Annotated in this window: 13 protein-coding genes; 6 read left to right on the top strand and 7 right to left on the bottom strand. The window is 63.3% G+C overall.

Annotated features, from left to right (window positions below):
- Nucleotides 1-85: 85 nt before the first annotated feature.
- Nucleotides 86-1,054, bottom strand: a complete 969-nt coding sequence (locus O5O48_RS05715; protein ID WP_088275799.1) for a PstS family phosphate ABC transporter substrate-binding protein — start codon at nt 1,052-1,054, stop codon at nt 86-88.
- Nucleotides 1,055-1,300: 246 nt separating this feature from the next.
- On the opposite strand from O5O48_RS05715, the gene O5O48_RS05710 reads away from it, so the two are divergent.
- Genes O5O48_RS05710 through O5O48_RS05700 form a run of 3 tightly spaced genes read left to right on the top strand, consistent with a single transcriptional unit; the run spans nt 1,301 to nt 3,670 of the window.
- Entirely contained in the window at nt 1,301-1,693 is a 393-nt protein-coding gene (locus O5O48_RS05710) for an acyl-CoA thioesterase (RefSeq protein WP_088275800.1), read from the top strand.
- Between the two features lie 40 nt (nt 1,694-1,733).
- Complete coding sequence (locus tag O5O48_RS05705; RefSeq protein WP_269688413.1) at nt 1,734-2,294, top strand: TRAP transporter small permease subunit; 561 nt, start codon at nt 1,734-1,736, stop codon at nt 2,292-2,294.
- The gene (locus O5O48_RS05700; protein ID WP_269688412.1) at nt 2,294-3,670 is read left to right on the top strand and encodes a TRAP transporter large permease; all 1,377 of its coding nucleotides are present in this window, start codon (nt 2,294-2,296) and stop codon (nt 3,668-3,670) included. The genes O5O48_RS05705 and O5O48_RS05700 overlap by 1 nt, the downstream gene beginning before the upstream one ends.
- A 41-nt stretch (nt 3,671-3,711) precedes the next feature.
- On the opposite strand, the gene O5O48_RS05695 is transcribed toward O5O48_RS05700, so the two are convergent.
- The 6 genes from O5O48_RS05695 to O5O48_RS05670 form a co-directional block, all read right to left on the bottom strand.
- Entirely contained in the window at nt 3,712-5,775 is a 2,064-nt protein-coding gene (locus tag O5O48_RS05695; RefSeq protein ID WP_269688411.1) for an LTA synthase family protein, read from the bottom strand.
- A gap of 26 nt (nt 5,776-5,801) precedes the next feature.
- The gene (locus tag O5O48_RS05690) at nt 5,802-6,206 is read right to left on the bottom strand and encodes a diacylglycerol kinase (protein ID WP_269688410.1); all 405 of its coding nucleotides are present in this window, start codon (nt 6,204-6,206) and stop codon (nt 5,802-5,804) included.
- The gene (locus O5O48_RS05685; RefSeq protein WP_269688409.1) at nt 6,196-6,906 is read right to left on the bottom strand and encodes a lipopolysaccharide kinase InaA family protein; all 711 of its coding nucleotides are present in this window, start codon (nt 6,904-6,906) and stop codon (nt 6,196-6,198) included. Before O5O48_RS05685 ends, O5O48_RS05690 begins: the two co-directional genes overlap by 11 nt.
- A complete protein-coding gene (locus O5O48_RS05680; RefSeq protein ID WP_233048537.1) occupies nt 6,903-7,595 on the bottom strand; it encodes a class I SAM-dependent methyltransferase in 693 nt (230 codons plus the stop codon). Before O5O48_RS05680 ends, O5O48_RS05685 begins: the two co-directional genes overlap by 4 nt.
- Nucleotides 7,596-7,733: 138 nt before the next feature.
- Entirely contained in the window at nt 7,734-8,996 is a 1,263-nt protein-coding gene (locus O5O48_RS05675) for a sensor histidine kinase (RefSeq protein ID WP_269688408.1), read from the bottom strand.
- The gene (locus O5O48_RS05670; protein WP_088275809.1) at nt 8,993-9,670 is read right to left on the bottom strand and encodes a response regulator transcription factor; all 678 of its coding nucleotides are present in this window, start codon (nt 9,668-9,670) and stop codon (nt 8,993-8,995) included. Before O5O48_RS05670 ends, O5O48_RS05675 begins: the two co-directional genes overlap by 4 nt.
- Before the next feature lie 114 nt (nt 9,671-9,784).
- Here O5O48_RS05670 and O5O48_RS05665 point away from each other — a divergent pair, with 114 nt between their 5' ends.
- From O5O48_RS05665 to O5O48_RS05655, 3 genes are read left to right on the top strand one after another with little or no spacing between them, the layout of a single operon-like run.
- Nucleotides 9,785-11,746 (top strand): LTA synthase family protein, encoded by a 1,962-nt coding sequence (locus tag O5O48_RS05665; RefSeq protein ID WP_269688407.1) that lies wholly within the window; start codon nt 9,785-9,787, stop codon nt 11,744-11,746.
- Nucleotides 11,743-12,486, top strand: coding sequence for a phosphatase PAP2 family protein (locus tag O5O48_RS05660; protein ID WP_269688406.1), 744 nt, complete (start codon nt 11,743-11,745; stop codon nt 12,484-12,486). The genes O5O48_RS05665 and O5O48_RS05660 overlap by 4 nt, the downstream gene beginning before the upstream one ends.
- The gene (locus O5O48_RS05655; protein WP_269688405.1) at nt 12,473-13,186 is read left to right on the top strand and encodes a dual specificity protein phosphatase family protein; all 714 of its coding nucleotides are present in this window, start codon (nt 12,473-12,475) and stop codon (nt 13,184-13,186) included. The genes O5O48_RS05660 and O5O48_RS05655 overlap by 14 nt, the downstream gene beginning before the upstream one ends.
- Nucleotide 13,187 lies beyond the last annotated feature (1 nt).

The following is a 13,187-nucleotide window of genomic DNA, read 5'->3' as shown; positions in this document are numbered from 1 at the left end:
GATTACAGCCTGATGACGGCAAAAAAGGGGCGTGTCAGTGACACCCCCCTTTTTTGCCCGGCATCCGTGCCCGACAGCTGCGAACTTAGAAGCCCAGTTGCTCGTGGACGTTATCCACAGCGCGCTTGGGCATCGGCACGTAACCGTCCTTGAAGACCACTTCCTGACCCTGCTTGGACAGCATCATCTTGACGAACTCGCGCTCCAGCGGAGCCAGCTCGCCGTTCGGGGCCTTGTTCACGTAAACGTAGAGGAAGCGCGACAGCGGGTAAGTACCGGCGATAGCGTTCTCTTCGTTGGCTTCGATGAACGGCTGACCTTCTTCTGCCGCCAGCGGGATGGCGCGAACGCTGGAGGTACGGTAGCCCAGACCGGAGTAGCCGACCGCGTTCAGCGACTGGCTGACCGACTGAACGACAGAAGCAGAGCCCGGCTGTTCGTTCACGCCGCTGCGGAAGTCACCTTTGCACAGCGCATTTTCCTTGAAGTAACCGTAGGTACCGGAAACCGAGTTACGGCCGTAGAGCTGGATGTCGCGATCAGCCCATGCACCGGTCAGACCCAGCTTGCCCCAGGTATCCAGATCTTCACCACCGCACAGGCGGGTAGCGGAGAAGATACCGTCAACCTGAGCCATGGTCAGGCCTTCGATCGGGTTGTCCTTGTGAGCGAACACAGCCAGGGCGTCGATAGCAACCGGAACAGCGGTCGGCTTGTAGCCATAACGCTCTTCAAATGCCTGGATCTCGCTGTCTTTCATCATGCGGCTCATCGGAGCCAGGTTGGAGGTACCCTCGGTCAGAGCCGGCGGCGCAGTGGACGAACCTGCTGCCTGAATCTGAATGTTGACGTTGGGGTACAGGCGCTTAAACTCTTCGGCCCACAGGGTCATCATGTTGGCCAGAGTATCGGAGCCGACGCTGGACAGGTTGCCGGATACACCGCCGACACGCTGGTAGTCTTCCAGGGCCGGATCAACGGCGGCAAAGCTGGAGCTGGCGGCGACGCCGGCGGCAGCGAAGGTCACAGCAGCGAACAAGCGCTTGAGTTTCATGTCATTCTCCTGTTGAGGTAGTGTTTGCAACACGCGACTCAGTATTGGGATGCGATGTGACAACTCTATTCAGGAATTATGACAATTGTGTGAAGGGCGCAAACTCCGCGAGATAGCGGGCACAACGCGCTCACACAACGATTGAGAGCCTGCCCCCAATCCCTTACCATAGGCGGCTTGCCGCGCGGTCGGCGTTCCGCCGAAGCTTGGCACAACAATTACAATAGACCACTGTCGAGTCTACCAATGCACGAATTAGATACCGATCCCGTGCCACAGGGCGAACTGGCGCTGAAAATTACCGCCCTGCCGCGGGACTGCAACAGCTTTGGCGACATTTATGGTGGCTGGCTGGTAGCCCAGATGGATACCGCCGGCACCAGTATCGCGGCCCGCATAGCACGCGGCCGCGTTGCCACCGTTGCGATTGACCGCATGGGGTTCATGGTGCCGGTTCCGGTTGGCGCCCAGCTCGCGTTCCATGGCGAGGTACTGGATATCGGCCGCAGCTCGATCAAGATCCTGGTCGAAGTCTGGAGCGAAGATCTGGCCCACGACGAAAGCCGCAAGGTAACCGAGGCCACCTTCGTCTTCGTTGCCATCGACGATCGCGGCCGCACCCGGGTCATCCCGTCCTGATCGAGACGGCTGCCCGGCGGCCCTGACGGACTGCTGTCACATGTTCCAACGCCTTACCGCCACGGGCCTCTCACTGGCCTGCCTCATCGACCGTGCCACCAGCCTGCTGGGGCGCAGCGTTGCCTGGCTGACACTGCTCATGGTGCTGCTCACCTGCGCCGTGGTGCTGCTGCGTTACGGCTTCGATATCGGCGCCACTGCTACCCAGGAACTCATTCTCTACGCGCACTCGCTGGTGTTTCTCGGCGCCGCGGCCTGGGCTCTGCAGCGCGATGCCCATGTACGCGTCGACATTTTCTTCCGCCGCCTGCAGCAGCGCGGCAAGGCGCTGGTCGACTTGACCGGCAGCCTGCTGTTTCTGCTGCCCATGTGCCTGTTTCTGGCGTACAACTGCTGGGATTACGTCGGCATGTCGTGGCAACGACAGGAGCGCTCGGCCGATGCCGGCGGTCTGCCCTGGGTCTATCTGCACAAGAGTCTCATCCTGCTGCTGGTCGCCAGCCTGCTGCTGCAGGCCGTGGCACAGATCCTCAAAACGCTGGCGGTACTGAGTGGCGTCCGGCCCGGACACCTGCCAGCCAGTCATGAGGAGCACCTGTAATGGGCGGGGAATTCATGGCGATTGCGCTGTTCGTCTGTCTCTGTCTGGCGTTGATGGCCGGCTACCCGGTGGCCTTCACCCTGGGCGGCATCTCGCTGCTGTTCGCCGGTATCGGCATCATCTTTGACCTGTTTGAGCCGAGCTTCCTGGGCGCCCTGCCGAGCCGCCTGTACGGCACCATGACCAATCAGACACTGATGGCGGTGCCGCTGTTCGTGTTCATGGGTGTCATGCTGGAGAAATCACGCATCGCCGAGGATCTGCTCGACGCCATGGCGCGACTGTTCGGTGGTTTGCGCGGCGGGCTGGCGTTCTCGGTTTGCATCGTCGGCGCGCTGCTGGCGGCGAGTACCGGCATTGTCGGCGCCACCGTGGTCACCCTCGGCCTGCTGGCGCTGCCGACCATGCTGCGCCGCGGCTACGACCCGGCGCTGGCTACCGGCACGCTGGCGGCAACCGGCACCCTCGGGCAGATCATTCCGCCGTCGATCATTCTGGTGCTGCTGGGCGATGTGCTGTCCAACGCCTATCAGCAAGCGCAGCAACGGCTCGGTATCTTTTCTCCGAAGACGGTCACCGTCAGCGACCTATTCGTCGGTGCCCTGCTGCCCGGGTTGCTGCTGGTCGTGCTGTATCTGCTGTATCTGGCCTTTGTCGCCTGGCGCCAGCCCGGCAAACTGCCCGCGCCAACCGACGCGGAGCGCGCCGCCGTCTCGATCCCCCAATTGCTGCGCAGCCTGCTGCCGCCGCTGCTGCTGATTATGGCGGTACTGGGGTCGATTCTGGGCGGCATTGCCACCGCCACTGAGGCCGCCGCCGTTGGCGCGCTGGGCGCAGCAATTCTGGCCCTGGCCAAACGCCAACTGAGTTTTGGCAAGCTGCGTGAGGTCGCGCAGGCGACCGCCGAAATCAGCGCCATGGTGTTCATGATCCTGCTCGGCGCCTCGATCTTCTCGCTGGTGTTCCGTGGCTTCGGCGGCGATGACCTGATCCACGACCTGTTCCACGCCCTGCCCGGCGGCGCCTTCACCGCGATGCTGGTGGTGATGCTGGCAATCTTCCTGCTCGGCTTTATCCTCGACTTTATCGAGATCACCTTTGTGGTGGTGCCGATTGTCGGCCCGGTCCTGCTGAGCATGGGCATCGACCCGGTCTGGCTCGGGGTGATGATCGCGCTGAACCTGCAGACCTCATTCCTGACGCCGCCCTTTGGCCTGTCGCTGTTTTATCTGCGCAGCGTCACCCCGGCCAGCGTGCCGACCTCGGCGATCTATCGCGGGGTGCTGCCGTTTATCTTCATTCAGTTGCTCATGCTGCTGATCGCCGCCTGCTGGCCTGGCCTGGTGACCTGGCTGCCGGGGCTGCTGGCCCAGTAGCAGCGGCACAACCGGGCACCCGCCCGGTTGCCTGCAGCAGCTCAGCCATCCTTGCCGGCAGCCACCTCAACACCCACCCTATCCTCCAGCAGCGCGCTGGTCGCGGTCTGCACATAGGCCTTGAGCTGCGCCTGCAGCTCGCCCGACACCTCTGCCTGCTCGGTCACACTGGCCTGCGGACCGAGCTGGTAGCGGTAGGCGCGGGGCTGTTCACCACGCGGCTGCACCACCAGTTCATCGCCACGCAACAGCCCCACCGTCTGGCCGCCGCCTGATGGCTTGATCACGCCAAAGCCCCGGTCATCCGCGGGTAACGTCAGCAGATCACGCCCCCAGCACTGGTGCTGCACCGCGCCGCCAAGCCGCCCCATGATGGTCGGCACTACGTCAACCTGGGTGCCGACAATGTCATTGTGCGTACCAAAGCGCTCGGTGATACCGGGCGCGATCAGCAGCATGGGCACGTTGAAGCGCAACAGGTCCAGATCGGTCAGCTGGCGCGGCGTGCCGAAGCCATGATCGCCGATCACCACAAACAACGTGTCCTTGTACCAGGGCTGGTTGCGTACCTGATCGAAGAACCGGCCCAGCGCCCAGTCGGCATAGCGCATGGCGGTCAGGTGCTCGTCGTTAACACCCTGCCCGCTCACGGCATCTACCGGCAGCGGGTCTGGCAACGCGTAAGGCGTATGGTTGGACAGGGTCTGCAGCAGCGCGTAGAACGGGCGCGTATGATCCAGCGCATTCAGTTCGGTGACAGCGCGGTCAAACATGTCCTGATCGGATACGCCCCAGGTCGGGTCGGAAAAGACCGGATTGACGTAGTCATTGCGGCCGATGAAGTGGCGCATGCCCTGCTTGCCGAAAAAGCCCTTCTGATTGTCCCAGGCAAAGTCGCCGTTATAGACATACAGGTCGTCAAAACCGCGCTGGCTCAGCAGCTGCGGCAAGCCGGAAAACGCATGACCACCCTCCGGCTCCTGCATCAGGTACTCAAAGCCCGGCAAGTTGGGGAAGCAGGCCATGGTCGCGAACATGCCCTGATGGGTGTGGGTGCCGTTGGCGAAGTAGCGGGTAAACAGCAACCCCTCCCTGCTCAGCCTGTCGAACTCGGGGGTAATGCCCAGCGGCGAGCCCAGCGCCCCGGTGTAGTAGCCGGCAAAGCTCTCCATCAGTACCACCACCACATTGCGCACCGGCAACACGCTATCGACAGCGGGTTCAGATACGCGACGCACCGGCGCCAGCTCAGCGTCAATCAGCCGGTCATGTTCGGTCAACAGCAGGCTTCGGGTAATCCCGGTCGCCTGGTCATCGTCCATCAAACCAAGCCAGGCGTTATTGCGATGATCAGAGAACTGCGCCTTGGCGGCCGAATACAGGGTCAGCGCCGGCGTCAGGCCGAGTTGATTGGCAAAGGTCGAATCGGTGGTGAAAGCGTCCCCCCAGCGCAGCGGCGGGCCCTGACGCAGGGTGCCACGAGCCAGAACCGTTGAACTGACTAGCAACAGCAGCAGCACCGAGATGCGAGCCGCCAGCGCACCCAGACGGCTGTGCCGACGGTTCGCTGCGGTCGCGGGCAGCCTGGTACGGCGGTCCAGCCAGCGAAAACCGCGATACATCAGCCAACTGACCAGCGCCATACCCAGCAGCAAGCGCACCACCGGAAAGCCATACCAGAGCATGCTCAGTACAGTCGCCGGATCTTCCTGCAGATACTGGAACACCAGCGTGTTCAGGCGCTGGTGAAACTCGCGGTAGAAGCTCAGCTCGACAGTGCCAAGCAGGCAAAGCAGCACGGTTGCCAGCGTCAGCCACAGGCACTGCAGCGTGCGCATGGCCATCAGCCGCGCACTGAGGACGGTCAGCATCAGCGGCGCACCGACGATAACAACGACCCGCAGGTCGAAACGCAGGCCGTTGAAGAAGGCTTCCAGCAAATCGCCACGGGTTACCTCGGCGGCCAGCTCCCAGTTCCAGGCCAGCAGCGCGCCGCGCAGCAGGGTAAGCATGAGCGTCAGTGCCGCCAGCGCACCAACGATAAATATCAGTTGACCGCGCAGGCCAACCACCGGCCGGCTGGCCGGAGCAATAGAGAGGGTCATCAAACAGGTTCCACAGACAGGCCCGCTCAGGCGGGCGAGAACAGAATCAGGCTCCAGACGCTGGTGATCAGCAGCAACGCCAGCATCTGTGCGGCGCTGCCCAGATCCTTGGCGCGCTTGGACAGCGGGTGCAGCTCAAGCGAAATACGATCCACTACCGCCTCTACGGCCGAATTGATCAACTCAACGATCAGTGCCAGCAGCACCACCCCGACCATCAGTGCGCGCTCTACGCCGCTGACCGGCAACCAGAACGCCAGCGGGATCAGCACTACGGCCAAAAACAGCAACTGGCGGAAGGCGGCCTCAAAGGTCAAGGCTGCCCGCAGGCCGGCGAGCGAGTAACCCGCCGCCTTGATGATCCGGACCACACCTCCACGACTTTTCAGTTTCAGCGCATCGTCAGCGCCGGACAGGGGCTCAGGCCGCATGACGGCTGTCCCCGTTACCGCCGGTCAGGCTCTGATAGCAGGCCAGAAAATACTGCCAATCCTCGTCAGGCATCCCTTCGCGGTGGCGGCACAGCTGGTCCAGGTCATGCCGCACCGCTCGACTGCGCAGCAGGCGACGACGGCTCTTCTCCAAATCCAGCAGTGCGACCTCGGCCCGGTCGCCGTTAACCCGGACATAGATATGCTTGGCGTACAGACAACCGTGCTGACGGCGCCCCCCGTGCAGCCGCCGCAGCACCACAGCCAACTGCTGCAGTACGGCACGTCGCCTGGTTACTGTCTCCTCGCTGGCGTACCACTGGCCCAGACTGACAAAACCAGTCAGCTCTTCGGTCACCAGCAACCCTTGCCACTGTCCTTGATGCTCACGGGCAGCACAAAAAACCAGTTTGGGTACCGGCACACCAAGTTGCTCGCAGGCACGCAGCGCCAGCTCCTCCCTCAGCACCGTGGGCCGACCAAGAGGGTGCAACCAGGTACGATAGACATGCCCAACCTGACGCTTGCTGTACAAGCGGGGCAAGCCGCGACTCTGGGGCGGCAGCAACTTGACCCCGCTCTGGCCACCGCGGCGCTGATTCGGCTCCTCTACCCACTTGCCGTCCATTTCCCACCAACGCTCGAAGCGTGCCTGACCAAAGGATGGCAATCGGCCCCGGGCCGAGATCACGGCGCTCATGCGTCCGCCTTGCGCAGCACGTAGACCCGCCACATGGCGTAGCCGGGCAGGAAATCGTGGTGGCTGATTTCACTGAAGCCCGCCTCGCGAAACTCGGCTTCAATGACCTCGCGGGCCACCACAAAGCGGTTCTGATTCTGACCGGCCCGTCCTCGCTTCGCCCGGCGCGCTTCCAGACGACTGCGCTTCCAGGACTTGTAATTGCCATCGACCCAGAGCGAGATGATCAGGGTATCGCGGGTGACACGGGCGCATTCCCGCAGCAGGGCAAGACGGTGCTCATGATCGGCAACGTGGTGAATCAGCCGCATGCAGAAGATGCTGTCGACCGCGTTATCGCCCAGATCGATATCAAAGGCGGAGGTCTGGAACGCCTTGACCCGCCTTACCACCTCCGTCGGCTGGCCGGCCAGTGCGGTCTGGATCATGTCCGCCGAATTGTCGGCAGCCAGAATGACCCGATTCGGCGCCTCGGCCAGCAACGGCCAGAAACGACCAGCGCCGCAGGGCAGGTCCAGCACCAGATTGGGGTCACCGGCGTCTTTCAGCGCGCGGCGAGCCAGCTGCATGTCACGCCAGTTGGACAAACGGCGCGACAAACCGGCCTGATGCTTGTCGAAATACTGTTGTGAGTGACCGCGGTCGTACTTGTCGGAGAACGCGAGCTCGATCGGTTTGCTTTCGGACATGACAATAACCCTGGTGGGAGTAGGTGCTGCCAGACTAGGCGCCCACGGATCAAGGTCGTGTCAAAGCGATGTCAAAATTTCGTGAAAAGCCAGAGGCCGAGCGATATCGGCCCGCGCGCTCGGCGGTGCAGCGGGCAATCAACCCAGCCGCACATCGAAACAGCTGCCGCCGGCGGCCAGCGAATGCATGCTGACTGACCAGCCCTGATGGGCGCAGATACGCTTGACCAGCGACAGCCCCAGCCCCAGCCCTTCACCACGGGCCTGGTTGCCACGGACAAAGGGTTCGAAGATGTCGCTTTGCTGGTCGGTTGGCACCCCGGGCCCGGTGTCTTCCACGCGGAAGCAGCCCGCCCCCAGCAGCAATCGAACCTGCCCCTGTTCGGTGTAGTGCAGCGCATTGCGCAGCAGATTGGACATGACCGTGCCGAGCAATCCCGGATGATACTGGCCGCTATCCTCCGCCTCGACGATCAGCTCAAAGCCCAGGCCCTTGTCGGCAAAGGCGCCCTGCCAGCGCTCGACCTGCTCCTGCGCAACCGAGAGCAAGGACGCATTGCCGGTCATCCTGACCGGCTGGCCCTTGGCTCGCGCCAGCAGCAGGAAGGTGCCAACCAGCTCGCGCATCTCCTCGGCAGCACGGGCAATGCGCTCGACCTGCCGTTGCTCGCGCTCGCCCAAATCGGCCGCTTCCAGCAGCTCGGTCGAGGTGGCGATAATCATCAACGGCGTGCGCAGTTCGTGACTGACATCGCCGGTAAACAGCCGTTCACGCTCCAGCGACAGGCGCAGCTGGCTGAGGGTGGAATCGAAGGCCTCGGCCAGGTGGCCAACCTCGTCGTCCGGGTATTCCGGCGCCAGTGGCGGCGCCAGCGGCAGCAATTGATCCCGGTGTCGCACCTGACCGGCCAGCCGGATGATCGGCGCCAGAATCTTTTGTGCCATCAGCAAACCCAGCAGACAGCCCAGCAGCACACTCAGCAGGAAGCCGGCAAATACTACGGCAAACAGCACCCGCTCGCGGGCCTCGAACTCGGCCTGCTCCTGCACCAGAATAAAACGCTGCGCGCCAATCTCGCGAACGTAGACATAGGCAGCCTGATCGTCACCCACCAGTTCGCTGAAGCCCCCTTCGAGCGAGCGCAGCGACTCCGGTATCTCGTAGCCCGGCATGTGCGAGGCATACAGCCGGGTCTTGCTGTCGAGCCGGGGCGGCTGACCACGGGCCAGGTCCTGCTCCAGTACGGCAGTCAGTTCCTCGCTCATCTCCTGGGAGACCAGATGCTCCTCGACAAAATGCACAATGCCGACAATCCCCAGCGAAAACACCCCGCTGACCGCCAGCGTCATCAGCGTGAAGGCAATTACGATACGCCGGCGCAGCGGCTGCTTGCGAATCATTGCGCCGGCTCCGAAAGGCTGTAGCCAACCCCGTGCACGGTGTGAATCAGCGGCGTTTCAAAGGGTTTGTCGACGATCTGACGCAACTGGTGAATATGGCTGCGCAGACTATCGCTGTCGGGCAGTTCGTCGCCCCAGAGCGCCTCTTCCAGCACAGTGCGGCGAATTACCGCCGGGCTCTTGCGCATCAGCACTTCCAGCAGCTTGAGCCCGACCGGGTTGAGCTTGAGCGCCTTGCCGGCACGGCTGACCTGCAGGGTATCAAGGTCATAGCTCAGATCGCCGACCTCCAGTCGATGACGACCGCCACCGCTGCTGCGGCGCAGGATGGCTTCAATACGGGCTACCAGTTCGGATAGCGCAAAGGGTTTGAGCAGGTAATCATCGGCGCCAACCTTCAGGCCCTTGAGCCGATCGTCCAGCGCATCACGCGCGGTCAGCATGATAATCGGCGTGTCCCGACCGGCGTCCTCGCGCAGCCGCTGACACAGCTGATAGCCGTCCATGCCCGGCAGCATGATATCCAGCACAATCAGATCGTAGTGCTCGCTGACCGCCAGATGCAGCCCCGAAACCCCATCCTGGGCGCAGTCCACCGTGTAACCCTTGAGCTGCAGGTAGTCCATCACGTTGGCGAGGATGTCGCGGTTATCCTCGATGACCAGAATACGCATGCAGGAGCTCTCCAGAAAACCACACGGCTTGACGAAATTTTCACAGCGCGTTGACGCAGCGCCGACAGCAAGATCACCACACTGCGACGGTCGATTTCAACCATGGACTGTCACATGCCCCTGCTCAAATCCGCCCAGGCCCGTTTCCTTGGCTTGCTCGCAGCCCTCTGGCTCGGTGTTTTCGTTGTCACCCGTTCGATCCTGTTGCTGACCCACCTGGGCGAAGCGCAGCTCAGCGCCAGCGGTGTGCTGCGGCTGTATGGCGAAGGCATGATCTACGACCTGACCTTCCTGCTCTACGCCTTCGCGCCACTGGCACTGTACCTGCTGCTGTGCCCTGCCCGGCTCTGGCGCAAGCGCTGGCATCTGCGTCTGCTGCAGGCAGCCATGACCTTCGGCGTCTTCCTGATGCTGTTCACTGCGGTCGCCGAATGGCTGTTCTGGGACGAGTTCGGGGTGCGCTTCAACTTCATCGCGGTCGACTATCTGGTCTACTCCGACGAGGTGATCAACAACATCCTCGAGTCCTACCCGGTCTATCCGCTGCTGGCAGCGCTGACCGTCATCGCCGTGATCACCACCGCGCTGCTGCAACCACGGGTTCGTCGCATCGCCGCCGCCCCCTTGCTGAGCTGGCCGGAACGCGGCATCAGCCTGGCAGGCGCAGTTACAGCCGTCGCCCTGAGCATTCTGGTGGTCGGGCAGGGCTTTCCGCGCAGCAGCGGCGGCAACGCCTATCAGCACGAACTGGCCAGCAACGGGCCGTACCAGTTCTTTGCCGCCTTCCGTAACAACGAACTGGACTACACCCAGTTCTACCCGCAACTGCCCGAGGCCACCGCTGCGAGCGCCCTGCGTGAGGAAGTCAGCGAAGCAAATGCCCGCTTTGTCGACACCGACCCGATGGGCGTTCGCCGGCAGATCGACAACCCCGGCCAGCCGCGCAAGCTGAACCTGATTCTGGTCACCATCGAAAGCCTCAGCGCCAAATACATGGGCAGCGAAGGCGATGCCCGCAATCTGACCCCTAACCTCGACGCCCTGCGCAAGCAGAGCCTCTACTTCAGCCAGTTCTACGCCACCGGCACCCGCACCACCCGCGGCCTGGAAGCCATCACCCTGTCGATCCCGCCGACCCCCGGCCGCTCGATCGTCAAGCGCATCGGCCGCGAAACCGGATTTGCCAGCCTCGGCCAGCAACTCGGCGCGCAGGGCTACGACAGCGTGTTTGTCTACGGCGGTCGTGGCTACTTCGACAACATGAACGCCTTCTTCGCCGGCAACGGCTACCGGGTAGTCGATCAGGCCAGCGTGCCTGACGAGGAAGTGACCTTCACCAACGCCTGGGGCATGAGCGACGAAGACCTCTACAACCAGACCCTGAAGCTGGCCGACGCCGATGCCGCTGCGGGCAAGCCGTTCCTCCTGCAACTGATGACCACCTCCAACCATCGCCCCTACAGCTATCCGGAAGGCCGCATCGACATCCCGTCCGGCACCGGCCGCGAAGGTGCGGTGAAATACACCGACTACGCCATCGGCCAGTTCCTCGCGCAGGCGCGCGAGAAACCCTGGTTCAAGGACACCGTCTTCGTGTTCGTTGCCGACCACACCGCCGGCAGCGCCGGCAAGGAAGACCTGCCGGTGCACAACTACCACATCCCGCTGTTCGTCTACGCCCCGGGCCTGATCGACGCCCGCGAGGACAGTCGGGTCGCCAGCCAGATCGATCTGGCACCGACGCTGATGGGCCTGCTGAACATGGATTACACCTCGACCTTCTTCGGCCACAACCTGCTGCGCCCGGATACCGGCCCGGGGCGGGCGCTGATCGGTAACTATCAGCATCTGGGCCTATTTGACGGTCAGGATCTGGCGATCCTCAGCCCACGCGGCCTGATCCGTAGGCACGACGACGCCATGGGGCTAAGCGTGGAAAAGACCGCGCAGGCCACTGATCCGCTGGTCCGCCGCGCCATCGCCTACTACGAGGGCGCCAGCTACGACTACGGCCACCAGCTATTGGCGTGGCAACCTTCCAGCAGCCACCCTGTCCGTCAGGTAAGCCAGCGATGAGCCGCAGCGCGCGCCCAACGCGCCCCTTTCCGGTCGGTCGCTGGCTGCTGATTCCGGCTGCGGTCATGGCGCTGATGCTGGTGTTTGACACCAGCGCGCTGGATTTCTGGTTCTCCGACCTGTTCTACGTACCGGGCGACGGCTTCGTCGGCCGCCACAGTTTCTTCCTCGAAGATATCCTGCACGACCGGGTCAAGCAGGCGGTGATCGTGATCGGCGTGCTGGCGATTATCGGTTTTGTGCTCAGCCTGCTGCCGACCCGGCTGCGGCGCTGGCGGCCGGAGCTGAGCTATCTGGTGCTGTCGCTGGCCTTGGCTACCAGCCTGGTTACCCCGCTCAAGCAGCTGACCAACGTGCCCTGCCCCTGGAGTCTGGTGCAATACGGCGGCACAGAGATTCACACACCGCTGCTGTCAGCCCGCCCGGACACTAACAAGGCTGGACGCTGCTGGCCCGGCGGTCATGCCTCCTCCGGGTTCTCCCTGCTGGCCTTGTTCTTTGCCCTGCGTGACCGCTTTCCGCGGGCCGCCCGCGGCGCCCTGATCGGCGCACTGGCGCTCGGCACCGTGCTGTCACTCGGGCGCACCATGCAGGGCGCACATTTCCTCTCGCACAACGTCTGGACCCTGTTGTTCGACTGGTGCATCTGCCTGCTCTGTTACCGGCTGCTGCTGTATCGGCCAGCCGTGGCAGCGCATAACGTCAGCCAGGCAGGGGAGCTCCGCCATGAAGCCGCGTAATCTGTTGCTCGCAACCGGCCTGCCGCTGGCGCTGCTGGGTGTCATCGCCCTGGCCCGACCCGATGTACTGCGCAGCGACCACGTCGACATGCCGGCTCCCACCCTCAGCGCCGGGCAGGCACGTCCGGCCAACTGGGCCACCCCGATTGATCCGCAGCTGCGTCTGTATCGCATGGGGCCCAACCTGTATCGCAGCGCCCTGCCGGACAGCGGCGACCTGCCGACCCTGCAGGCGCAAGGTATCCATACCGTGATCAATTTCTACCAGCGCAACGACGACTGGCTCGACGGCAGCGAGCTGACCGCCATCCACGAACCACTGCACGCCGACCGGGTAACCGACACCGACGTGATCCGCGTGCTGCGCGCGATCCGCGCCGGCCAGCAACAGGGTGGTGTGCTGATCCACTGCAAGCACGGGCAAAACCGCACCGGGCTGATGGCCGCCATGTACCGCATGGTGTTCGAGGGCTGGAGCCGCGAACAGGCGCTGGCCGAGATGCTCGAAGGCGGCTTCGGCGACGGAGAGCTGATGAGCGATGCGGTCGGCTACCTGAATCGGGTCGACGTAACGGCCGTGCGCGCCGCAATCGACGGCGGCAGCTGCAGCACCAGCGTGCTGGCGCTGTGTCATGTCAGCGACTGGTGGCACCACCAGAGCGGTGGGATCGATCAACGGGTCGCGCAGCTGGAAGACTGAG

It is taken from the genome of Halopseudomonas sp. MFKK-1, from assembly GCF_027474385.1.
Classification (GTDB): Bacteria; Pseudomonadota; Gammaproteobacteria; order Pseudomonadales; family Pseudomonadaceae; genus Halopseudomonas; species Halopseudomonas aestusnigri.
Note: the sequence above shows the minus strand (reverse complement) of the source record. Positions and strands in the feature narration are given on the sequence as shown.